The 23,411-nt window shown below is 33.3% G+C and carries 30 protein-coding genes; 25 read left to right on the forward strand and 5 right to left on the reverse strand.

The genetic code is table 11. The features are described from left to right. Positions 1 to 146: 146 nt before the first annotated feature. Positions 147 to 2,261 carry a PASTA domain-containing penicillin-binding protein gene (locus ACTJJ9_RS17520; protein WP_145580510.1) on the reverse strand — a complete coding sequence of 705 codons (2,115 nt, stop codon included), beginning with the start codon at positions 2,259 to 2,261 and terminating at the stop codon, positions 147 to 149. A 358-nt stretch (positions 2,262 to 2,619) separates the two neighbouring features. Between ACTJJ9_RS17520 and ACTJJ9_RS17525 the strand changes: the two genes are divergently transcribed. The 3 genes from ACTJJ9_RS17525 to ACTJJ9_RS17535 all read left to right on the forward strand — a co-directional run bounded on the left by ACTJJ9_RS17525 (position 2,620) and on the right by ACTJJ9_RS17535 (position 4,704). Then, complete coding sequence (locus ACTJJ9_RS17525; protein ID WP_145580509.1) at positions 2,620 to 3,147, forward strand: YceI family protein; 528 nt, start codon at positions 2,620 to 2,622, stop codon at positions 3,145 to 3,147. 83 nt (positions 3,148 to 3,230) lie between these two features. Further along, on the forward strand, positions 3,231 to 3,665 hold the full coding sequence (locus tag ACTJJ9_RS17530) for a MarR family winged helix-turn-helix transcriptional regulator (RefSeq protein WP_095303426.1): 435 nt from the start codon (positions 3,231 to 3,233) through the stop codon (positions 3,663 to 3,665). A gap of 55 nt (positions 3,666 to 3,720) precedes the next feature. Then, on the forward strand, positions 3,721 to 4,704 hold the full coding sequence (locus ACTJJ9_RS17535; protein ID WP_145580508.1) for a ring-cleaving dioxygenase: 984 nt from the start codon (positions 3,721 to 3,723) through the stop codon (positions 4,702 to 4,704). A gap of 106 nt (positions 4,705 to 4,810) precedes the next feature. Here ACTJJ9_RS17535 and ACTJJ9_RS17540 read toward each other — a convergent pair whose 3' ends face one another. Further along, entirely contained in the window at positions 4,811 to 4,993 is a 183-nt protein-coding gene (locus tag ACTJJ9_RS17540; RefSeq protein WP_145580507.1) for a Mas-related G-protein coupled receptor member D, read from the reverse strand. 281 nt (positions 4,994 to 5,274) lie between these two features. Here ACTJJ9_RS17540 and ACTJJ9_RS17545 point away from each other — a divergent pair, with 281 nt between their 5' ends. From ACTJJ9_RS17545 to ACTJJ9_RS17645, 21 genes are all read left to right on the forward strand, one after another. After that, entirely contained in the window at positions 5,275 to 5,742 is a 468-nt protein-coding gene (locus ACTJJ9_RS17545) for a PH domain-containing protein (RefSeq protein ID WP_095303430.1), read from the forward strand. Beyond that, on the forward strand, positions 5,735 to 7,174 hold the full coding sequence (locus ACTJJ9_RS17550; RefSeq protein WP_145580506.1) for a PH domain-containing protein: 1,440 nt from the start codon (positions 5,735 to 5,737) through the stop codon (positions 7,172 to 7,174). Before ACTJJ9_RS17545 ends, ACTJJ9_RS17550 begins: the two co-directional genes overlap by 8 nt. Positions 7,175 to 7,822: 648 nt before the next feature. Continuing rightward, a complete protein-coding gene (locus ACTJJ9_RS17555; RefSeq protein ID WP_145580504.1) occupies positions 7,823 to 8,485 on the forward strand; it encodes a cyclase family protein in 663 nt (220 codons plus the stop codon). Positions 8,486 to 8,893: 408 nt separating this feature from the next. Next, positions 8,894 to 9,751, forward strand: a complete 858-nt coding sequence (phaZ, locus tag ACTJJ9_RS17560; RefSeq protein ID WP_095302871.1) for an intracellular short-chain-length polyhydroxyalkanoate depolymerase — start codon at positions 8,894 to 8,896, stop codon at positions 9,749 to 9,751. Positions 9,752 to 10,060: 309 nt separating this feature from the next. Further along, positions 10,061 to 10,372 (forward strand): hypothetical protein, encoded by a 312-nt coding sequence (locus ACTJJ9_RS17565; RefSeq protein ID WP_255451768.1) that lies wholly within the window; start codon positions 10,061 to 10,063, stop codon positions 10,370 to 10,372. 211 nt (positions 10,373 to 10,583) lie between these two features. Continuing rightward, on the forward strand, positions 10,584 to 10,892 hold the full coding sequence (locus tag ACTJJ9_RS17570) for a hypothetical protein (RefSeq protein WP_145580503.1): 309 nt from the start codon (positions 10,584 to 10,586) through the stop codon (positions 10,890 to 10,892). Between the two features lie 239 nt (positions 10,893 to 11,131). Continuing rightward, positions 11,132 to 11,638, forward strand: coding sequence for a DinB family protein (locus ACTJJ9_RS17575; RefSeq protein WP_145580502.1), 507 nt, complete (start codon positions 11,132 to 11,134; stop codon positions 11,636 to 11,638). Positions 11,639 to 11,782: 144 nt separating this feature from the next. Further along, positions 11,783 to 12,058 carry a hypothetical protein gene (locus ACTJJ9_RS17580; protein WP_440768784.1) on the forward strand — a complete coding sequence of 92 codons (276 nt, stop codon included), beginning with the start codon at positions 11,783 to 11,785 and terminating at the stop codon, positions 12,056 to 12,058. A gap of 344 nt (positions 12,059 to 12,402) precedes the next feature. After that, positions 12,403 to 13,185 (forward strand): TSUP family transporter, encoded by a 783-nt coding sequence (locus tag ACTJJ9_RS17585; RefSeq protein WP_145580500.1) that lies wholly within the window; start codon positions 12,403 to 12,405, stop codon positions 13,183 to 13,185. Positions 13,186 to 13,249: 64 nt separating this feature from the next. Next, positions 13,250 to 13,660: a GNAT family N-acetyltransferase gene (locus ACTJJ9_RS17590; protein WP_145580499.1), complete on the forward strand. Its 411-nt coding sequence runs from the start codon at positions 13,250 to 13,252 to the stop codon at positions 13,658 to 13,660. Positions 13,661 to 13,828: 168 nt separating this feature from the next. Continuing rightward, positions 13,829 to 14,407, forward strand: a complete 579-nt coding sequence (locus tag ACTJJ9_RS17595; RefSeq protein WP_145580498.1) for a YdhK family protein — start codon at positions 13,829 to 13,831, stop codon at positions 14,405 to 14,407. Positions 14,408 to 14,504: 97 nt separating this feature from the next. After that, positions 14,505 to 15,005, forward strand: coding sequence for a hypothetical protein (locus ACTJJ9_RS17600; RefSeq protein ID WP_145580497.1), 501 nt, complete (start codon positions 14,505 to 14,507; stop codon positions 15,003 to 15,005). Positions 15,006 to 15,166: 161 nt separating this feature from the next. Beyond that, positions 15,167 to 15,343, forward strand: coding sequence for a DUF4083 domain-containing protein (locus tag ACTJJ9_RS17605; protein WP_145580496.1), 177 nt, complete (start codon positions 15,167 to 15,169; stop codon positions 15,341 to 15,343). A 107-nt stretch (positions 15,344 to 15,450) separates the two neighbouring features. Then, entirely contained in the window at positions 15,451 to 15,672 is a 222-nt protein-coding gene (locus ACTJJ9_RS17610) for a hypothetical protein (RefSeq protein WP_145580495.1), read from the forward strand. A 127-nt stretch (positions 15,673 to 15,799) separates the two neighbouring features. Beyond that, positions 15,800 to 16,351, forward strand: coding sequence for an HAD-IIIA family hydrolase (locus ACTJJ9_RS17615; RefSeq protein ID WP_145580494.1), 552 nt, complete (start codon positions 15,800 to 15,802; stop codon positions 16,349 to 16,351). 273 nt (positions 16,352 to 16,624) lie between these two features. Beyond that, a complete protein-coding gene (locus ACTJJ9_RS17620) occupies positions 16,625 to 17,278 on the forward strand; it encodes a DUF1801 domain-containing protein (RefSeq protein WP_145580492.1) in 654 nt (217 codons plus the stop codon). Between the two features lie 315 nt (positions 17,279 to 17,593). Next, positions 17,594 to 18,289 (forward strand): VanZ family protein, encoded by a 696-nt coding sequence (locus ACTJJ9_RS17625; RefSeq protein ID WP_145580490.1) that lies wholly within the window; start codon positions 17,594 to 17,596, stop codon positions 18,287 to 18,289. 109 nt (positions 18,290 to 18,398) lie between these two features. Then, positions 18,399 to 18,665: a hypothetical protein gene (locus ACTJJ9_RS17630; protein ID WP_095302858.1), complete on the forward strand. Its 267-nt coding sequence runs from the start codon at positions 18,399 to 18,401 to the stop codon at positions 18,663 to 18,665. A gap of 120 nt (positions 18,666 to 18,785) precedes the next feature. Further along, the gene (locus tag ACTJJ9_RS17635; protein ID WP_170944486.1) at positions 18,786 to 19,235 is read left to right on the forward strand and encodes a DUF4279 domain-containing protein; all 450 of its coding nucleotides are present in this window, start codon (positions 18,786 to 18,788) and stop codon (positions 19,233 to 19,235) included. Positions 19,236 to 19,459: 224 nt separating this feature from the next. Continuing rightward, entirely contained in the window at positions 19,460 to 19,783 is a 324-nt protein-coding gene (locus ACTJJ9_RS17640) for a hypothetical protein (RefSeq protein WP_145580488.1), read from the forward strand. 103 nt (positions 19,784 to 19,886) lie between these two features. Continuing rightward, complete coding sequence (locus tag ACTJJ9_RS17645) at positions 19,887 to 20,321, forward strand: HXXEE domain-containing protein (protein WP_145580487.1); 435 nt, start codon at positions 19,887 to 19,889, stop codon at positions 20,319 to 20,321. A 132-nt stretch (positions 20,322 to 20,453) separates the two neighbouring features. On the opposite strand, the gene ACTJJ9_RS17650 is transcribed toward ACTJJ9_RS17645, so the two are convergent. Both ACTJJ9_RS17650 and ACTJJ9_RS17655 read right to left on the reverse strand, forming a co-directional pair. Continuing rightward, positions 20,454 to 20,612: a hypothetical protein gene (locus tag ACTJJ9_RS17650; protein WP_170944485.1), complete on the reverse strand. Its 159-nt coding sequence runs from the start codon at positions 20,610 to 20,612 to the stop codon at positions 20,454 to 20,456. 199 nt (positions 20,613 to 20,811) lie between these two features. Beyond that, positions 20,812 to 21,441: a homoserine/threonine efflux transporter gene (locus ACTJJ9_RS17655; RefSeq protein WP_095302855.1), complete on the reverse strand. Its 630-nt coding sequence runs from the start codon at positions 21,439 to 21,441 to the stop codon at positions 20,812 to 20,814. A 136-nt stretch (positions 21,442 to 21,577) separates the two neighbouring features. Here ACTJJ9_RS17655 and ACTJJ9_RS17660 point away from each other — a divergent pair, with 136 nt between their 5' ends. Then, positions 21,578 to 22,405: a TrmB family transcriptional regulator gene (locus tag ACTJJ9_RS17660; protein ID WP_095302854.1), complete on the forward strand. Its 828-nt coding sequence runs from the start codon at positions 21,578 to 21,580 to the stop codon at positions 22,403 to 22,405. A 262-nt stretch (positions 22,406 to 22,667) separates the two neighbouring features. Here the strand turns inward: ACTJJ9_RS17660 and ACTJJ9_RS17665 are convergent, their stop codons facing one another. Next, positions 22,668 to 23,141, reverse strand: coding sequence for a DoxX family protein (locus tag ACTJJ9_RS17665; protein ID WP_095302853.1), 474 nt, complete (start codon positions 23,139 to 23,141; stop codon positions 22,668 to 22,670). Positions 23,142 to 23,411: the final 270 nt, after the last annotated feature.

Consider the following 23,411-nt stretch of genomic DNA (forward strand, 5'->3'; position numbering starts at 1 on the left):
TTCAATTTCCCCACTGAAACCACTCCTTTAGCTTTATACTTATTATTCTATCAAATAAAAAACTGTGTGAGTAAGGAACCGTACGCATTCCTTACTTACACAGTTAATATTACACTCCCCAATAGGTCAAGTGTTCCACCCGACTTTTATTTATTCTTTTCCTTTAAAATCACTTTCAACTTTCCGTTTCCGATTTTTTCACCATGTTTAATGCTCTGTGATGTAACAAATCCAGATCCCTCATAATCTACCTCTACTCCAGTTAGAGTACTTAGTTCCATGACTTCTCGATGACTCCAATTAAGTATATTGGGCATGATCAAATCGCCATTTGTTTTTATTAAAACTTTCGAGCCATTAATTAGTTCTGTCCCTTTTTGTGGAGAGGTTGCAACTACTCTATCACCTTTTCCAACAATAATTGGGTTCAATCTTAGCTCTTTCAGTTCATCAACAGATTCTTTCATGGATTTATTCTCATAGTCTTTTAGTATCTTTGTCGTTTTTTCAGGTTTAGTCTCTTTTCCTTTGTCTGATGTGGCATCTAATTTTTTTAGTCCATAATCCATTACAGGATTAAATACTTCTGATACAGGGTTAGACCCAACTTGATTTGCGGCTAATTGTGGCTTTTCTACTGCAACATAAACGATTAGTTTTGGATTTTGAACTGGTGCTATTCCTAAAAAGGAAAAGATATAATTATTTCTTCCAGTTTGATAACCACCATTGCCATCAGGGATTTGAGCAGTTCCGGTTTTACCAGCAACTTGATAATCCTCTAACGAAAAGTTTTTTCCTGTCCCATCATTTACAACTGATGCAAGAAGAGATCGAGTTTTAGTAGCTGTATCTTTTGTTATGGGAGTGTCTATTACCTCAGGAGCTTTCTCTTTTATCGCTTTCCCCTTTTCATTCGTCACCTTTTTAATTACATATGGTTTCATCATTTTCCCATCATTCGCAATAGCTGAAGCAGCAGTAACCAATTGGATTGGGGATACTGTTGAGCCTTGTCCAAATGATGTTGTCGCTTTTTGAATCGGAATAGAATTTAAAATTTTACCTTTCTTTTCATTATTTAGGTCAATACCTGTAGTGTTGTTGAAGCCAAATTTTTGAAGGTAGCTATAAAATTTCTCAAATCCTAGCTTATCTTTTGCAAGGATTGTAAATGCTACATTCGAAGATAGCTGTAAACCTTTGTCAAATGAAATCGTACCCCAGCCATAATCATTATGGTCAGAGATGGTCTCGCCAGAAATGGTGATAGACCCAGATTTATACGTTTCGCTCCCATGATAAACACCTTCATTTATCGCAGCTGCTAAAGTGAAAATCTTCATTGTTGAGCCTGGTTCAAATGGGTAAGAAATAGCATAATTAATGTAATTCACTTCATCGTCTTTATTTGGATAGATTGAAGGGCGATTACTTAAAGCTAACACCTCACCAGTTCGTGGATCCATCACGATTCCTATCATTTTTGAGGGATGAAATTTTTCATTTACTTGATTCATAGAATCCTCTAAAACAGTCTGAATACTCATATCCAAAGTTGTTACGATATTATTTCCATTTGTAGGTGGTTTAGAAGCTGTAGAATCAGATGGTAATCTTAGTCCCGAATTTAGGAAGCCATCGACTTTTTCCTCGATATAGCCATCTTTGCCACTTAATAGTTTTGAATATTCCTTTTCAATTCCTGCTATTCCGTCACCTTCAAAATTCGTGATGCCTACGACATGAGAGGCGAAATCTCCAAAAGGATACAATCTTTTCATTTCTGGAACGAGTACGATACCTGGGAGCTTTAATTTGTTTATCTCTTGCATTTGAGTATATGTAATGTTTTTTCCTAAGCTTCCTAGCTCGACCTGATAGGCAGTCTTATTATGTGTTAATAATTCCTTGATTTTCTTTGAATCTGCCTTTAATACGTTTGATAGTTTTTCAGCAGTAAGAGAGAAGTCCTTTACATGATTTGGATTTTCCTTGCTAAGGATAGCTACGATTGTATAGACTTGTGATTCAACCGCTAGTTTTTGTCCTTCTCTAGTTAGGATTTCTCCTCTTGTACTTTTGAGCGTTTCTTTATTGGTAATCAACTTTTCTTTACTATCAATTAAATTTACACTGTGTATATGCCCAGTAGTCATTATGAAAATAAATCTGGCCAAAACAATGATGAATAATCCAAGAAATAATAAAGATAAAATTAAAGAACCTCTATTCATATCTGAAGATTTAATAGGTTTCATTTGTCCTCCTTTGACAATTAATCATTATAAATTTTAACATGAAATACTAATGATTACATTTTCTTACATAATGATAGTTAGTATAATTTTCATTTATATAAAGAAGAATAAGGTTTCGATAAGTTCTTGTATTAACAAACTGTGCTACTTACGACATGTAAATAACTAGTTAAAAATAAATTGTTATAAACTGTTGACAATCAATATGAATCTATGATAAATTTATCTCGAGTTAAAGATAACTCAATTCGAAATAATCAATTTCGAGGTAAATGGTTTAGAAATAGTGAACATTTTTTTTGGTGGTATATCTCGAATTCGAGATTAAATTATAAAAAACAAATTGGAGGAATTTAAAATGGCAAAATGGACAGTAGATCAATCACATTCAGCGGTAGGATTTGAAGTAAAGCATATGATGGTATCAAAAGTAAAAGGTCAATTTGATTCTTATACAGCAGAAGTTGAAGCAGCGGATTTAACAGATTTAACAACTGCATCAATTGCATTTAAGTTTGATGTTTCAAGCATTAATACACGTAGTGAGGATCGTGATAATCACTTAAAATCAGCGGACTTCTTTGATGTAGAAAACTATCCAGCAATTGATTTTAAATCAACAAGCATTACTAAGGATGGAGATGACTTTAAAGTAACTGGAGATTTAACAATTAAAGGTGTAACAAAATCAGTTACGTTTGACGTTGAATTTGGTGGAAAAGGAAAAAATCCATGGGGAGTAGAGGTTTACGGATTTGAGGCAGAGGCAAAAATTAACCGTGAAGAATTCGGTCTTACATGGAACGCAGCTCTTGAAACTGGTGGCGTACTAGTTGGGAAGGATATCAAAATTAAGGTTGAATTAGAAGTAAATCCAGCAGCATAATGTAGCTTCAAACGCTTTAGGACCTATGTTGAATTTTATTTAAAAGGGTACTATTCAGCATAGGTTTTTAAGGAGTGATACAAATGGAACTAGCAAATGAAGCTTTAAAGGCAGTGACCGTCATCCTTCGTGCCTCCCAGGTCATTGAGGATGCTATCCGAAAGGACGTAGCAAATTATGGATTGAATCCGACAGAATTCTCTGTTTTAGAATTGTTGTACCATAAAGGTGATCAGCCGATTCAAATGATTGGGAAGAAGGTTCTGATTTCAAGCAGCAGTATCACCTATGTAGTAGATAAGCTTGAGCAGAAAAAATACGTAAGACGCAAAGGTTGTCCAGAGGATCGCCGTGTCACATATGCAGTGTTAACGAATGAGGGGAAAGCTTTAATGAAGAGGATTTTCCCACAGCATGAATTGAAGATTCGTGAAATTTTTCAAGATTTGCATACAGATGAAATTAAGGATACAATCTCCTTAATAAAACGAATTGGACTAAGAGCAAAAAGATTATAATTCTTTTTACTTATATGTCTCGAAATCGAGATATTGGGAATTGGGGGTATAAAAAATGAACCAATTAAAAGGACTACATCACGTAACAGCGATAACAAGCAGTGCAGAAAAGATTTATGAATTTTTCACATATGTATTAGGTTTACGACTTGTTAAAAAAACAGTAAACCAGGATGATATTCAAACATACCACTTATTCTTTACTGATGATGTTGGAAGCCCAGGTACAGATATGACATTTTTTGATTTTCCAGGAATTCCAAAGGGGGTCCACGGAACAAATGAAATTTCAAAAACATCTTTCCGAGTGCCGGATGATCGTGCATTAGAGTATTGGGTGAAACGGTTTGATAAATATGATGTAAAACATACGGGAATAAAGGAGCAATTTGGTAAAAAGACTTTATCCTTCGTGGATTTTGATGAACAGCAATATCAGCTAATTTCAGATGAAAATAATAAAGGTGTTGCAGCAGGTACACCTTGGCAAAAAGGACCGGTTCCTTTAGAATTTGCGATTACAGGATTAGGGCCAATATTTGTTCGCACTTCATATTTTGATTATTTTAAAGAGTTACTTGTGAAGGTTTTCAATATGACTGAGGTTGCTAAGGAAGGTTCATTCTCTCTCTTTGAGATGGGAGAAGGTGGAAATGGGGCTCAAGTTATCGTTGAATATAACACTGTGCTTCCGCAGGCTCGACAAGGGTACGGGACAGTCCATCATACAGCATTCCGCGTCGATGAACGAGCAGACTTGGATGCTTGGCAACAGCATTTACAGAGCTTTCAATTGCCTAACTCTGGGTTTGTAGATCGTTACTTTTTCGGTTCTCTATATACAAATGTTGCCCCATCGATTCTTTTTGAACTAGCAACAGACGGCCCTGGATTTACGGGTGATGAACCATATGAAACACTGGGGGAAAAACTATCTCTCCCACCATTCTTTGAAGCAAAACGTGAACAAATTGAAAAGCTAGTTCGCCCAATTGATACAGTACGAAGCACATTGAAGATTGAGAAGGAGTATTTGTAAGAAAGAAAGCCTGTTCTTTAATAGCAGAAAAAGCTATGTTTCCCGAGCCCCACAAAGATGATGAGTTTTATCTCTCATTTACTTTGTGGGGCTTTTATGTTCTTTTTTAATTGGAAATGATGATATAAGGTGCAAACGTAATGATATAAGCTAAAAATAAAATGCCTGAAGCCTTTGCGTATTTCGTTTTAGTAAGATTATTTATTCCGTTATTGAGGACTCCTAAAAGAAAAATACAGAAGCTTAAACCTAGTGCTGCCATTGACACGATAAATAGAATTTGTTCCATCCATAATTTCCTTTCTGATAATTGTTGTCTTTAGTTTAGCAAGACACATTATTTTGCAACATCGAATCAGCGAACAAATAGCCTTTTTGCGTGACATTATTGTCACTTTGCGAAATTGGGACTGAGAAACGATCAAATTTTTGGACGTAAAATGACGACAAATTTGGTAAAAAAGGGTTAAAATAGTTCTTTAGTATTGATTTTTTATATTTTTTTCATGAAATGTGAATCTATCATGCTATTAATCTTTATAAGCTTTATGTAAGTAAGGGGTTTTTGTTATGGAACGAATCGAGAAGCGATCAATCGCCGTTTGGAGTATTAGTTCGATCCAAACTTCAATTATTCAGCTATTCATTGTAGGTGTGATTTATTACTTTTTTAACAGTTACTCATTTGTTAAAACATCAGGACATATACTTTTTGTCTTTATTTTTATGAAATTACTATATGAATTAGCAATGGATCCAATTATATATAGAAATACGAAATATCAACTTAATGAAGATACTCTAATCATTAGGATCGGTGGATTAACGGTCGAGGAAACGACGATACCACTGATTAGAATTCAACACGTTGATATAGAACAATCGTTTCATTCTCGCCTATTCGGCCTTTATAGTCTAAACATTTATACGGCAGGTGATACTCACAGCATTTCGTATATAAAAAAAGAGGTTGCTGATATGTTAAAGGATAAATTAATCTCTGTCATTGCCGATAAAGGAATGAAACTAGATGAATAAACAGAGAGATCATATAATAGAAATCCTCTATTATAACTACAGAATAATTAAAGACCAAATAATAGCATTGCTTACCTTTATCATTGCGATAGTTGGCACTTCAGATCAATACGATGACTGGATTAAAATTGGCTTTATTATCGCATGCTGCATCGCTGTACTTTACTCATTTCTCCTTTGGTATTACAAAGTATATGAATTTAAAGATGGAGTGATTGAATATTCACACGGTGTCATAAACAGAACAAGGAATGATATCCCGATCCAGCGAATTAAATCCATTAATACGTCAGATACCGTTATTAAAAGGTTGCTAAAGATATCAAATTTACATATAGAGCTTATTGGAGGGGGAGAGGTCTCCTTTGTATTAAGTAATAAGCAGATAAAGCGGTTAAGAGAGACGATATTTTCACAAATTCGTGCGGAGGAGGGAATGGCGAAACAGCAGGTATTTAAACCTCTAGAGTATTTGTTAATTGGAACGACGAATGTTTCATTCATAATAGCTTCAGCCTCTATTACCTTCTCATTAGCTTCGTACATATTCCATCATTATCCTTGGATTTTTGGCTTTGAAGCGACTATAGAGGAGGATAATGGAATTATCGGGATAGTTACAGATGTGAAAAGCTTTTTTGAGCTACCATTAGAGTCTATTTTTCAGACGCTAGTTTACGCATTGATAGCTTTCTTCATCTTTTTAGTAATTGCCATCATTCTCTCAAGTATTATTGCATATTTAACGTATTCAAGCTTCCACATTGATACAAATCGTAAGGAGATAGAGATCAGTTACGGTAAATTCACGAAAAAGCATTTTATTATCCCGCTTAAACAAATAAGATCTGTCCAAATAGTAGAACCATCTGTGTTGAAAATATTTGGTTACGCTCAGATTAAAATTGACAATGTCGGTTTAAATCATACTTCAAGCAAGTCACTGTTTATCACACCGATAATCAAAAGGAATAAAGTAAATCGTGCTTTAAGCCATTATTTAAAGATGTTTGAAAATAGAGATATTGAAATGAGGCCAAGTGGATCAGCCTTGCCAATCTATTTATTTTTATTCTCGTACAAGTTTGTTTTAGGTGTGATTATTCTTTCCGTCATTGTCCCTATTACAATATATGGACTAGCTTTATTACCAATCCCGTTGTTTATCGGATATCGCAAATGGAAATACACAGGTTTAAGCTTTGACAATCATTTTCTAACCTATTCTAGAGCAACTATGCTCAAAAAGTATAAAATCATCATACGTAAAAAATTCGTTGAGACGACAGGTGTCGGTCATAATATTGTTACAGCAAAAAATAAAAAAGCAAACTATTATTTTGCATTGTTTTCCGAGGATATAAATGAAATCTATGAATGTATGTTATTGGAGGATAACAGAAAAAAAGATTTTCTTAATTATCTTTGTTAATTATACTTTGTAGGTTGTTTTAACATGTTTATCATAGAATTATTTGTTTCAATATGTGCGATACTTCTATAGCGAAGTATCGCTTTTACTACTACAACTAAAGAGGGAGTTAGATATAAGGGGAGATTTTTGCTTCCTGAAGATAAATTTTGATAATCCTTAAAGTAAAAAAATCTAAAAGTCAGATTCTTCAATTGGTTTACTTAAGATTCTTTTCAAAGATTTTATTACCCACCAAACAATTACTGTTATTAAAGAACTTTCACATAAACTTATACAAAGTACAAATAAAAGCCTACCTAAATCTTCAAGTTCATTGAATCCGTAAAGCTGTAGTTCCCAATTATTAAAGATATTATGATATCCGATAATGATAAAGATTATTGTAAAAGGACACCAATAGAAATTGTTTATAAATCTAGGTAAATGTAATTCCAAATCATTTCCTCCTTTTATGTATATTTTACCATATAAATCCAGTGATTTTATCGTTACAAAAATGAAGATAAAGACTGAAATGATACATATGCCCCTTTTAATAAAAATAGTGAAAATGGAATTTATTTGAAATGTTAACTCCAAATTTGCAGTTGATATGTTACACTTTTCTTGTATTGCTATATGGATTGTAGGAAAGGGGAATAAAGGATGAACAAAAAAGTTTATATTGATCTAAGTCATACAATTGAAGATGGTTTGATTACGTATAAAGGACTTCCTGCTCCTATTATTTGCGATTATCTTAGCCGAGAGGAATCAAGGAAACTTTACGAGCCTGGTACAGAATTTCAAATTGGTAAAATTGAAATGGTTTCAAATACAGGAACATATGTAGATGTTCCATTCCACAGATATGCAGATGGCAAAGATTTATCGGAAATAGCTATTCAGAAAATGGCTGGACTAGAAGGAGTGCTCGTCTCTGTTGATCAGCATATAGAGGAAATAGATGAAGAACTATTTTATGGGCTTAATCTGGAAGGAAAAGCTGTGTTAATACATACTGGCTGGGACCGCCACTGGAATACGGATCAATATTTTGAACATCACCCGTATTTAACTGAAAGGGCAGCGAAATATTTATCAAGCCAAAAAGCAGCACTAGTAGGAATTGACTCTCATAATATAGACGATACTTCTGGTAAAGCTCGTCCTGTCCACACTACATTATTAGGAGAAGAAATCCTTATCGTTGAGCACCTATGCAATTTACAAGAGCTTGTCAATAAGCAATTCCTTTTCTACGCTGTTTCTCCAAAATTTAAAGGTGTTGGAACTTTTCCTGTACGTGCTTTTGCTGAAATTGTATAAGGGGATATCAAAGGGGAAACTAATTGGTTTCGTTGATTAGGTACAGGTTAATAGAATTAGACAACGATAAAATTTTAAATAAGTATAAAAAGTCCTTTTATTGATAGAAGGACTTTTTATATTAATCCATTTTTCCGTTAATTGTATTAGTTTCACCTACTTCATAACCAGAATCCCCTCACGCCCAACGAGAATTAGGGTAATTCCTGTAATGCTAACTAGATTAATTTTCTCTAATGAAATTTAAAACAGAAATAATTGTAGGAGCAACAATCCCAACTCCTGACTATATTTTACATGAATAAAGTATAGTTCTTTAACTAAAGGTGCAGGAAAACTCAAGAGTATTTGGAATATATTATAGAGAAGTTAGAGTACTAGACTAATACTTGATAAGGGGGGAACAATGTGGAGGTTACATTAAGTAATGGCGAGACGATTTATTATCAGAAAAGGGATGGTGGAAAAGATACTCTTTTACTGCTTCATGGTAATTTAGCATCCTCAGAGCAATGGGATTTGTTAATTGAACAATTACCATTAAATTATACAATTTATGCACCTGATTTGCGTGGTTACGGGAAATCCACCTACAACAATCCCATAAAAACATTTAATGATTTTGCAACAGATATCAAGTTGTTTTGTGATGAATTAAAACTTTATACTATCCATTTGATGGGGTGGTCAAATGGTGGAGGAGTGGCAATGCAATTTGCAGCAAATTATCCTACTCGAGTAGATAAATTAATACTACTTGCTTCTCTTTCAACTCGTGGGTATCCAGCCCTTAGTCCGGATGGAGTAAGACTTCACACCAGAGAGGAAATTGCTTCTGATCCTATGATTAATAGAATGTTAGATGCGCAAATAAAAGGAGAAAAAACCTTTTTTGAATTGGCTATGAGCCACTTAGTGTATCCAACCAGTAGACCAGAGAAAGAAAGATTTGAAAAGTATATAGCAGGGGCACTACAGCAACAAAATATAATTGATGTAGCAGATGCAGCCAATAGATTTAATATAAGCTCAGTTTCAAATGGAATTATTGAAGGTACTGGGGATTTAAAGAAAATAACTGCTCCAGTACTTGTTTTATGGGGGGAACATGATTTGATGGTTTCAGAAACTATGACATTAGAACTTGTTAATGACATGAAAGAGAATGATATTAATTTCATCTATAAAGTTTTAAATACAGGGCATTCTCCTTTAGTCGATGATATTAATAATGTAGTTGTAGAAATCAATCAATTTCTGCTTTAATAAAATTTATATTGTAATCTAACTAGCCTGACATTTTTTATGAAATAAGATTTAGTAAATAGTTTGTGATTTGCGTTACCAATTGTGGTGGCGCTATTTCGCTTTCTTTATTGAAAGAGAATAGTTGAATAACTAACTGAATATATAGTGTAGAACACGCCAATACAGAAATGCACCAAATTTGTTGAACACACAATGTCTTACATAGAGGTGCAGTTTTTATATGCCCACCAGCTTTACCAGACGAAATTTCTATATATAAATTCGTTTTTAAAGAATATAAAATACCGTTCCAAAGGCAGACGGGTTTTGAATTCACGATTTAAATCAAATAAAGGTAGATACATTCTAAGCTATATTGACTGTTTAGCAACCAGTCGTGGGAAAATGATCATTGAAATCGATGGCTATTATCACCAAGTACTGCTTACAGGAGAAAAATGTTCTAAAAAACAATTGAAGCAAAAATATTTGAAAGCAAAAGAATTAACCTATGAAATACAAGACCTTCCTAACGTTTTTTGTCGGCTTTATCATTTTGAACAGATCCAATATGATAGCGATATTCAAGTTGATTTTGTTATTGATACTGATACAGACCGCATATATTCCCCTTCTTAAAAATGGAGTATTCTTTATTTAACTAAATTCCCAGGCATTTTCTTCATCTGAAGTTTTCTATTCTGTCACCATGGGAACGAACGGTGGAAAAAGAGGTAGGGAGTAGAAGGGAAATTTTCATTAAAAATATTTCAAGTTTTGACTATCTTAATGAAACATATTGAAAGGCAAAACGTAAGTATATATATACTATTTTGGAGGTACATATAGGATGCTGAAAAATATAATTGGAACGATCCTTATCCTCATTAGTTTTGTCGTATCAGGAATCAATTGGTTATACCTTGAGCCAAGAGGGATGGACGTTATTCCATATTGGATACTGGTTGTAAGTGCTTTAAGTGGAGGTTTCATTAAATACTACAAAACGAATCAGGAAAACACTAATGAAAATTTGAATAAAAAGAATGGAAAGTTAAGGAAGATTGGCATGACGATAGATAATGTTATTGATGCTCTCTCAGGTCATATTGATAGTGACGAAACAGAGCAAAGAATCGATAAACGACCTAAAAAATAGGCGAACTAATAAGTAACTTCCCCCCAGTTGCTAGCTAGATATAATTAACAATTGAGGAGAGTTAATGAAGGTTAAAACTAACTTTGAGCGTTAATTCAAAAAGGATTAGCGCCTTTTGAAGTTATCATACTAGCCTTTTAAGGAAAGGTTATACATTTAAGTGTGTAATATTGATACCTATTCATGTATAATAGAGGGAATATTCTGACAGTTATTCTTTTTACGAGGTGTGATAGTTTATGGTAAAACACGAATATGAATGGGTAAAACAAACAAGACAGATTTTATTAGACCAATGCAAAGAATTGAATGAAAATGATTTTACGAAAGTATTTGGCTTTGGTTTTCAGAGTATAAAAGACTCTTTAGTTCATGTTGCTGGTTGTTATCATGCATGGCTTGGTTCCTTTGTTCTTTCAGAAACGGCTTCACCGCTATTAACAAAGGAAGAAATTGATAAGATGCACGTGGAAGATATTGAACGTTATTTTCAACAAGCTGATAAATATGTAGCTGCTGTTATAGAACGATTTAGCAATACATTTGATGATATGATTGAAAAAGAGCCCGCATGGAGAGCTGGAAGCGGCAAGATTAGAAAAACGCCACATCAATTACTTATCCATTCAATTACACATGAATATCATCATAAGGGGCAAATTGTTGCAATGATACGCATGCTTGGTGTTACTCCTAAAAATACAGACATTTTGGGGCTACCTGAAAAAGGAATTTGCAAAATATAAATAATAGATAGTTAGCTAACGGGTGGTGAGATACTTTGATATAGAAGTATCTCATTTTTATAATTGAATATTGGGAAGCTTGTGGGCAAATTTAAAATAGATATGTTAGACATTAAAGATAAATGTCAAAAGGTGGCAAATGTTTTGGAAAAAAGGTTTCTTATCATTGCTTATATATTATTCTTTGTTCCTTTCATATTCATTCTAAATTTTCTATTTGATATTGTTACTTTAGAAAGAATACAAGGGTTACCTGTGTTTTCACCATTCGTTTTCTGTTCTTTAGGTTTATTTTTTGCAGTAAAAGCGTACCAAATCGAAAAAACTCAATTAACTCTTAGTGCGATTATTGCAAATATAGTCTTATTTTTATTTCCGTTTCTTTATATGATTGGCGGGACAGTGATTTTTGGTATTTAGTTTATGGATGAAATCTTCTCTAACTACCGAAGCCTTTATGAAGAAAACCTTGGGAAAACCGAAAATTAGTAAAAATGTCTATCTTCCACAAGGAAAGCAGGATAATCTGAACAATCTAAGATGAAATAAACTGTTTTTTTGTAAGGTGCGTTAATCCAAGAGGAAGGATTAGCGTTTTTTGTTGGAGTTAACATGGAGTAGTAAAATCTATACAAATAAGTTTTTTTATAAAGTTTAATAAAAATAATAGCATCAATTAATTCCTTTAGAACATGTTCAATTGTGGTATTATTTTTACAGTTAATACACAATTATATTATGCAGCTAGATGAAAGGAAGATTAGATGTTTTTCGATGTAGACCCATCTCTTTTAGTTATTTTAATAGTTTTTGGATTTTTAGCTTCATTTATTGATTCGGTCGTCGGGGGAGGTGGGTTGATTTCATTACCTGCTTTATTATTTACAGGTTTAAGCCCGGCATCTGCAGTTGCAACGAATAAATTAGTAGGGACAATGGGCTCTTTAACGAGTACATATATGTTTTATCGTTCTGGGAAATTGGATTTAAAATCGATATTTAAGCTTTTTCCACTTGTTTTTATAGGCTCAATACTAGGGGCTTGGGCTGTTCATTTGATGAATCCTGAAGTTCTTAAGCCATTGATGCTAGTAATGCTCGCTGCTGTAGCAGTTTATACTATCTTTAAGAAGGATTGGGGGAGTGTTTCAACCTACAAAAAATTAACCAATCGTGGCTTCATTATTTTTATCATAGTAATCTTTGCAATCGGTTTTTATGATGGATTTCTTGGTCCGGGAACAGGTTCATTTTTAATTTTTGCCTTTTTAATGATTGGATTTGATTTTATAAAGGCAGCAGGCAATGCGAAATTTTTAAACTTTGGCAGTAATATTGCTGCACTATTGATGTTTATTTATTTAGGTGAAGTAAATTATTTGTATGGATTACCGATGGCGCTTGCTGGGGTTGCTGGAGCGATTTTAGGTTCGAAATTTGCCATTAAAAGAGGCAGTGGTTATGTACGTGCATTGTTTATCGGTGTAACGGTTTTACTCTTAACGAAAAATTTATATGATCTAATCGCTGTACACTTCCATCGATAAGAGGAACAGAAATATACTGTTAAGTCACGATACATATTTTTAAAGAGAAGACAAAGGAGAAACGATGGAAACAACGATTAGAAAAGTAGACAAGAAAGAAGCTTGGGAGTTAAGGCACAAAGTAATGTGGCCACATAAGGACTTTGACTACATTAAGCTAGAGGACGATGCTGCAGCTATTCATTTTGGTCTTTTCAAAGAAGAGACACTTATTTCTGTCCTCTCCCTTTTTATCGATCATGAAGAAGGGCAATTTCGGAAATTTGCTACTGTCCAACATGAGCAAGGAAAGGGATATGGAAGTGTATTGTTAAACTATGTTTTAAGAGAAGCAAAGCATTACGGCATTAAGAGAGTTTGGTGTAATGCGAGAGAGAATAAGGTGAATTTTTATAAAAAATTTGGTTTGCGAGAAACAAAGTCCTGCTTTAGAAAAGAGAGTAAATCGTACGTAATAATGGAGAAAGACTTGTAGTCTAATGGGCTAGACTACTATATAAGTGTGCGCTAATTCATCAAGAATTAGCGTTTCTTTGTTAAATTTATTCTACTAATTTGGGTCGTTTAGTTTATTCATATACTCTGGTTGGGTATGTTATAGTTGTGATAGAGTCTAAGCAATTTTATAGAGGTGAAAACTGAAATGAAAAAGCAGCTTATCGTAATTGGTCTTTCTACGATTATCGGTTTAAGTGGTTGTGGAAATGATGATGCAAGCCAAGAGAGTAATTCTAATCAAACGAATCAAGAACAGACGAATCATTCAGACCATTCCAATCATTCAGAGATGAATCACTCTAGCTCTGGTGAGGTTCCTGAGGGGTTAAAAGAAGCTGAGAATCCAACATTTCCAGTTGGCAGTACAGCCATTTTAGAAACAGATCATATGGAAGGGATGAAGGGTGCTGAAGCAGAAATTGTTGGTGCTTATGATACGACCGTCTATACTGTTTCTTATACGCCAACAACAGGTGGAGAAAAGGTAACAAATCATAAATGGGTTATTCATGAAGAAGTAAAAGAAGCAGGTGACACCCCTTTTCAACCAGGAGATGAAGTCACCCTTGAAGCAGATCACATGGAAGGCATGATGGATGCAAAAGCTACTATTGATACAGCACAACAAGCAACTGTTTATATGGTAGATTACACGCCAACAACAGGTGGAGAAAACGTTACAAATCATAAATGGGTGACAGGGGACGAGCTTTCAGCAAAATAAAAGTCTTAATAAATGATCGGATAGCGTTGCTGCAATAAGTGGTGACGCATTTTTTATGTCAGTTTATAAATAAAAATAAAATAGCTTGGTGATGAACTTGGAAAATAGACTAGAGAAATTACTAAGAGAAAATAAAATTAGGTTAGCGAAAAAACAGCTTATAGATGATTTAATGAAATACCATGAGATTGATATTTCCGAAAAAGAGTTTGTGGACTTTGATCGATCAAAGGAAGAGCATAAAAAAGTTTATGAGCGAATTCGAACAGATAATATTAACTCTTTATCATTTCCTTATGACGAAGAAAAGGTGAAAGCAAAGATTAACTTTATATTTGAATATTTTAAGAAATATGAAGAGAAAACAGTCATGTTCTATCCTTCTGCATTTGGGTTTTATTTTAAGAGTAGTAATCAACTATATCTTGAGTATCCAGTTGCAATTTCGATACCATTAGCAGAATGCAAGCAGATTATAATGAAGTTAATGGTAGAAATGCACGATGATTTGATAGTCATATCAAGAGAATATAACTTTGGATTTGTGTTAAGTGAAAATGAATATTCATATGTAAGCATTGAGTATTGGGATCATTGATGATTTCTTTATAGATTAACAGGTAGCGGGAACGTAAAAATGAAGAAATAAGAAATAAGTTGTATCATTGCGTTACTGCAATAGTGATAACACATTTTTTTGAACTTCCTTTCTAGAGATTATGGTACAATAATCCCAGAACTTGTAAATTGGGGGTTAATATGAATATCGGTGATTTAATCTTTCAACTTTTAATGTTTATGATTATATTCGGCATTTTTTTTGCCGTGTTTTTCCTCGTTCGATCACTTGTCACAAAGGAACCAGATAGGTCTAAAAATATCGAAGAGAAGCTTGATAGAATCATTGAGTTACTTGAAAAGGATAAGGGAGAATAAGCTCTTTTATCCTTTCTTTTTTACATAGAATTTTTTCGACTCAATAGAAAAATTACAAGAGTGGCAGCTTAATTGTAGAAGGGATTTTTTCTAGAAGGAGGGGTATTATGTATTTGTTTTTGTCAATAATATTAAGCACTGTTTTAGGACTTGTTTTATTTATGCTTGGACCCCTGTATGGTGGGCTTATTGCTTTCGGAATAGTTTTGGGCTGTATTTTTAGAGGGTTGTATTTACTTAATGATATTCATAGTAGAATTTCAAAGATATTACCGAAAGGAGATAGAGTTCAGGAAGTGTATAAAAAATACTTGAAGGAAAAAGAGTGAAAGTTTCTTCAGTAATTGTGAAACTTTAAAATTGCAACTTCACCAGTTTATAGGTGCTGTTAGCGTGATGGAAAAATTAATGAACATTAGAGTTATTTATGAATGTTATTTGTAAGGAGACCGTTCAATGAAAAATGAGTGTAAAATAGAGGCTATATTTTTAGACAGAGACGGAACAATTGGGGGTGATGACACTGTGCATTATCCAGGAACATTTCAATTATTTCCCCATTCTCAAGAGCTAATCTATAAATTGAAGGAAGATGGAATAAAAGTATTTTCCTTTACAAATCAACCAGGAATTTCTGAAGGAAAAGCAACTTCGCAAGATTTTATTGATGAACTCACTAAATTTGGTTTCGATGATATATTTCTTTGTCCACATCGTCAAAGTGAAGGGTGTATATGCAGAAAACCTAATATTGGAATGCTTATGAACGGTGCAGAAAAATATCGATTAAATTTAGAAAATTGTGTAGTCATAGGTGATAGATGGAGTGATATGCTAGCTGCCTCTAAAACAAATTGTTTAAAAATACTTGTAAAAACAGGTGCAGGTCAATCTGCATTAAATGAACATTTTTACAAAATAAAAGATATAAAGATAGAATATATTGCTGAAAATATTAAGGATGCAATAGAGTGGCTATATTACCAATTCAAATTAAAAGATTATTAGTAATGTCTTATTCCTGAACCAAGGTAAGAGAAGTTATAAATAAGGATGGAAGAAAGTTTTTCGATTTGTATAGAGATAAGCTTGTGGAACAAACAGGATAACTAAAACTCCTGCCACATAAAGTAATTTGACAAATAGGGCTGTTACTTTTTAAGTCTCTCAATTCTCCTTGACACGACACCAACCAATGTCCTAATATGAGAGACTAGAAAAATTGAGCATAATTATACTCGACTGTCAGCTAATTGAAAAATTGATAAGGGGTGTTTTTTGATGACTAATAATACAATGAATCCTAAGGTAGATGAATTTTTAAGTAAGGCTAATAAGTGGAAGGAAGAGTTTGAGAAGTTGAGAAAGATCGTTCTTGACTGTGAACTGACGGAGGATTTTAAATGGATGCATCCTTGTTATACGTTTGAGAACAAAAATATCGTTTTAATCCATGGTTTTAAAGAATATTGTGCACTTCTTTTTCATAAAGGTGCCTTATTAAAGGATGCCAATGGGATTTTAATTCAACAAACGGAGAATGTACAGTCGGCACGCCAGATTCGCTTTACTAATGCTCAAGAAATTATTGAAATGGAGCCTATTATTAAAGCCTATATTAAGGAAGCCATTGAAGTTGAAAAGGCCGGCTTGGAAGTCGAATATAAAAGGAATACAGAAGTCACGATTACTGAAGAGCTTCAAGCTAAATTTAATGAAATCCCAGCCTTGAAAACTTCTTTTGAAGCGCTAACCCCAGGACGGCAAAGAGCTTACATTCACCATTTTTCTCAACCTAAGCAATCCAAAACGCGAACATCAAGGATAGAAAAATGTGTAGACAGAATTTTAGCAGGAAAGGGATTAAATGATTGCATTTGTGGACTATCAAAAAAGATGCCAAACTGTGATGGTTCGCATAAGTACATTCAATAAGAAAAGAATGGATTACCTTTTCTTGCATAGGAAATATATTCAAGCTAAATCAATAATGATTACTAGAATTTAAGGAAGCTACGTTGGAACTGGAATGTGTATTACGAGCTAAGAAAAGAAAATATAGTACATAAAAGCGTACCCTTTGGTCTTTGCTGAGAGGTATGTTTTTTTGTGACTGATCGATAGCGTTACCGCAATATATAAGAGGTAACGCATTTTTTGTTCAATAAAACATTATTCCAATTAGTGGTAATTTTATAAAAAACAGGATATTATACTATTGAAAGTGAGTTTAATTGAAGGAGTACATAAATGTTAAGGATAAAAATGAATAAGTGGTATTGTTTACTAGCGCCTTTGTTTTATTTTATTTATGCTTATACAACTCAGATTTATGAGGGAGCTGGGTTTTTAGATTATTTAAATGTAATCGTAAACTATGGAGTGATTTTAGTATTATCTATATGGTTGATGAGTAAATCAGTAGTGGAAACTAATTTGCACTTTGTTATTTTGTTTGTCTTTGTTCTTTATTTGTTCGTGTTACATTCCTATGTAACGTATGTTAATATCGCATACTATTTTACTCAAGAGTATGTAGGTAATCATTATGTAAGTATGCAACAAATTAATTTAAGCCCATTTAAAACAATACATAATAACCTGTTTGGTTCTTTAGTCGCCCCTGTGACCGTAATTCAAACTGTAGGAAATTTATTTTTGTTATCACCATTGGCATTTGCCTTACTATCGTTAAAAATTTTAACTAACAAAGTTAAAGTTGCTTTGACCATACTCTTAACAACATTGTTCATTGAGACATTTCAGTTCTTTATAAATTTTAGCACGTCTGGATATATGTATTCTGAAGGAGGAGTCAGAGCAATTGATGTAGATGATGTACTATTAAATACAGCAGGTGGAGTACTTGGAATTCTCGTATTTAACATTTATAAAAAGCTAATTTCAACCCCTCTTGATAACAAAAAGACAGTTATTTCGGCTTGAAACGGTCTCTTTATAGGATGTAAATTTAAACTTTAACTTTTTAGTTTTTTACTTATGCTCAATTAGTGTGTGCAAGTTATTTCGTAATAAGTAAAGGGTGTTTTGAACGATGGACTTTGGCCTTCAAAAAAGAAGAATATACTTTTGGTTGTCCTTTACCCTATTAATCTTGGGTGTTTTTTCGTGGGTTCCCTATTTAGTTATTAACATCCAAGTACCATTTGGGATACTAACGACGATTATTAATTTAATTGGCATGTATTTAGGGTATTTATCAAATAATAGATTACTAGCTTTAAGTAATTTAATAATGGTTTTTAGTATTATTCCTGTAATAGGCTATATTTACTTAACAAAAGGTTATCTACCAATGTAATGTTATTCATCAAGTCAGTGTAGGTTAGCGAAGAGGAGACTTTAAAGCTTTCATTTTATTGAATGAAAGTCTTTTAGAATTGATTACGGTTCTTAATTGTATTGGAAGGTGTATATAAAATTGGATAAAACAAATTCTTACACATATTTTGGAATAGAGAGTAACGGAAAGATAGGAAGAAGAGGTTTAGTTGGGAATAAAAGAGGTATTTTTAATCCTGACGATATATCAAATGCACTTGGAATACAGCCTTTTAGCTGTTGGAAAAAAGGTGATAAAAGAAAGGATGGATCAGAGTATCTATTTTCTTCTTGGAATGCAGAAAAATCAGTTATAGATAGGTTAGATGTTGAAGCGCAATGCTTGGACACAATAAAAAAACTGAAAAATAAAATATCAGTATTAAAATCTATAAAAGAGCAATATGATGTGAATTTTGAAATTATGGTAGTTCCCAGTATTTATGGAGAAGAACAACCTCAAATATATCTTAATGAGGAAATTATAGAGTTTTGCTATTTAACAGGTACAACGATAAATTTTGATATGTATATTTATCCTGAGGAATAAATATGATAATTCCGTTTAAATAAGAAGGGTTAGTAAGCAGAGAAGTTGTGTTGGGACGTTACCGCAATAATGGTAACGTTTTTATTGATTTATAGATGAAACAACGAAGCTATTAGATATTGTTATGGAGTACTATTTTTTGTTCTATTCTGGTTTTATATGGAATAAATGGAACTTATTTATAAGTAATTCGTATATCAAATATAGTATAAGGGGGGATAAATTTGAAAAAGACATTAATAGTCGTTTTAACAATGTTAATAGAAACAGGATTGTTATGGATTCTTTCTATCATTTTTAAATGGAACCTAATGGAGATTTTATTTTTAGGTGGAGTAGTGATTTTTGCGATACTTTGGTTATTTTTATATTCCTCTACTCAAAGCAATAACCAATATAATGCAGGAGTAAAAGGAGAAACGGGACAGGACAGTGAAAGAATAAAATTGTTTCAATTTCGTTTATCTCCAATTACTTTAGGATTGATCTTATTTATTGTGATGAGCTTATGTTTGACTATCTTTTACTATTATGATTATTTTATTTAGCTATAGATAGTTATGAATCTCCGGATTTAATAAAAAAATTGCAGTATATTAATCCAGTGACAATTTCTATGAAAATCCCATAAATGAAGAAAAGAGGTCATCAATGATACAGCTTGAACTTTATAATGCAATTTGGTTATTTGTTATTGTTTTTATGTTACATGATTTTGAGGAAATAATTGCTGTAGAAAAATGGGCAAAAAGAACAGAGAATATTATTCGAAAAGAAAACAAGTGGATAAATAATAGGATTTGGGATTTTTGGAATGTAAATTCTTATTCCTTTGCAAAGAGAGATGTGTTTATCTTTTTAACAATGTCTATTATTACTTTTGTCAAAGTACAATATTTAGAAAGCTCTTGGAGTTCTATGTTGTTTTTATCTTTCCTAATATTTGTATTACTACATAATATAGCACATGTGTTACAGTCGTTATTATTGAAAACATATACACCTGGTCTATATACAGCAATTATTTTAGTAACTCCATATACAATCTACTTAATATATCGTTTAAATTCGGCAAGTCTTATATAGATTAGTGGATTAACAGTTGCAAAAATCAAATGAAGTTATTAGGAATTACCACCAAATAATTAAGTGAAGGAGTTATTATACTCTTTTTGTTAAATTTGAACCACAAAATAAAAAACCACTCAGAGTGGTTTTTTAATCACGCATTGCTCCAGCCTCTCGGGAAGTCATTGCCCCTTGACCTTCGCTAACATCCTTTTGAATTTCTTGTTTTACTTTTTGCATATCAGTTCCAGCAAAATCTGGTTTCATGATTGAATCCAAATTCTGTTTAGCCTTTTGATCCTGTTCCATACGATTCCTCCTCAAATTCTTGTTTAACAACCTTATTATTTGCAGGTAAACCATTCAATAACCGTGAATTTAAATTTTAAGAAAAGGATGTGTTAAATAAATGATTTGATTCCACAGTTAAACAAATTGAGGATGAAAAAGAAAAACTGTTCAGTTGCCTGAACAGTGAAAAGTAAGCTTAGTTTGTTCGTGAATTTATTTAAATTCCTGTTTTAACGCCAAAACCAACTAAAATTAATCCTGTTGATTTTTGGAATACCTTCTGGAATTTAGAGTTATTTAACCATCTTTTTGCGTAATCAATTACATAAACAAGGGTGAGAAACCACGCTACTGCGAGTAAAGTTAGGATTGCTGCTAACATTATTAATTGCTGATCGACATTTCTATTCAAATCAATAAATTGAGGCATGATCGTTATATAAACCAAAACGGTTTTTGGATTAAGAACATTACTAAGTAACGCTTGCATAAAGGATTCTTTATGATGGCGATTTGAAGAATGAGAAGGTGCATTTGCTTGTGCCTGAATTTCCTCTAATGTAAACATGCTTTTGGCAAAGAAGCTTTTTATCCCTAAATAAATTAAGTATGCAGCACCCAAATATTTAATTGTGCTGAAAAGGATGACAGACTTTGCAATAACAACAGATAATCCGAGAATCGCAATAAGCGTCCAAAAGGAAAGGCCTGTTGCCATTCCGAGAACCGTATATCGTCCGGCTTTTCGTCCATAGCTTAGCGTATTTTTCACAAGGAGCATCGTATCTGCACCTGGAATCACGACCATCATTGCAGCAATTGAAATGTATGTAAGTAAGCTATCCATATTGCTTCTCCCTTTCATCTTTAAATAGTGACTACCTTAGTAACTACTTAATGAGTATATCAGAAGCCTTTGGAAATAATCAACAGATTTGATAAAATATTAGTTACTAAGGTAGCGACTAAATGTTGGAGGGACTATGAAAGAAAATATTTTCGACATATTAAAGAATTTAAATTTTACCGAATATGAAGCAAAAGCGTATCTTACCTTATTAGAAGAAGCGCCATTAACTGGATATGCAGTAGCAAAAAATTCTGGTGTACCACGTTCAAAAATATATGAGGTTTTGGATAGTCTCGCCATGCGTGGGGATATTCTTGTTAGTCCTGGAAATACACCACAATACACCCCAGTTCCCGCTAAGGAGCTCATTAAAAATCGCCGAATAAAGGCAGAAAAGAATTTTGAACTAGCAGAAAAATCATTAGCGGAATTTGAGAGCTCTGCAAATGACCGTGAAAACATTTGGAATATCATGGGACGGAATGAGATCCTCGATAAAGTTAAGGCATGTATATCAAAAGCAACAAAAAGAATTCTTTTAGAGGTTTGGAAAGAAGAATTTGAAGAATTGGAGTCTGAGCTAAGACAAGCAGCAAATAGAGGCGTCAATGTAACAGTTATTGCTTATGGAGAAATTGTCTCTGATTTTGCGAATGTTTACCTTCATTATATGGGCGATGAAATTACAGAAGAGTATGGCGGACGTTGGATTGTGATTAGCGGCGATGATTCAGAGGTAGTAGCAGGCATCGTCTCGCTAGGCGAGGATAGCCGTGCCGCATGGACGATGCACGTAGGGTTAGTTATGCCAATTACAGAAGTGATGATTCATGATTTATATCTCATGGAAATCATGGAGAAGCATAGAGAACTACTTGAGGAAAGCTTTGGAAAGAATCTCGTTCATTTACGACGCAAATTTTCAATCTATCCTGATTTTAAAAAGCATTATGTGAAATAAGGAATTACGATTTTGAGTGGATTGATTGGATTAAGATTTAGTATTGATAGATAGTTCAGCATATTTTTATCTCTGATGTAGAGACTTTTTTAGCTGCAAGGATTGTTAACAGTTGAGGGTGACTCAAAAGGGGGTCTGACCCCTCCAACAAACACCGATATATAGTAGACTAACCTCATCATTAGTTTATATTGTGTTTGAGGGGTCAGACCCTTTGGTTTTGAGCCAGCCTCTTTAAAAACTGTTTAACATTCTATCTGAACTATTGCTGATTATTCTTTTCAATAGCTCGAATGTACACATTTGTTACTAAAATAGTTATTGTTGCAGAAAGGAAAAATAGTTGTAAAATGGTTCTCGGAATTAAAGCATCAAAAGGTTCAATTGCCGAACCTTCAAGAGCTAAATAAATATTAGCTGGAAACATGACGATAAGCAGTGCTGTTAATCCAGCAGATGCCCATGGAACGGTTGGCTTCCATAGCAGTCCTATAGCACCAGCTATTTCTAGTAAACCAGTAATTGTTACGAGTAGGTCAGGATTCGGCAAGGAAGGGGGAACCATGTTAATTAGTTCAGCACGCATATAGACAAAGTGAACAACACCAGTTAATAGAAACATAGCTGCAACCCCACCACGAAGGGCAACTGTCCATGGCTGTAAACGTTTGACCCCAAATCTCCCTGCAATGAGTATCCCAAGTGTTACGATAATCAATGTAATGAATGGTTCCATAAAATTCCCTCCGATTTTGAAAGAATAAAATGTATATGGACCTAAACTCTACATCCAAAAGATATGAAGTAGAGTTTGCGGTTGTTTTTCATCATAATTTGGACTGACGATTTGCTTAATTACAAACGATTTATTAAACGGTGAATGCACTATAGAACAAAATATGAATGAATTCTATTCTGTTTCTTTAGCTCACTTAATCTACGGATCTGATAGTCTATTTTTATTAAGTTCTAATAAGTAAATGTAAGGGCGAGATCAAAAAGTAGA

Source organism: Metabacillus sp. 22489, from assembly GCF_052044855.1.
GTDB lineage: Bacteria > Bacillota > Bacilli > Bacillales > Bacillaceae > Metabacillus > Metabacillus niabensis.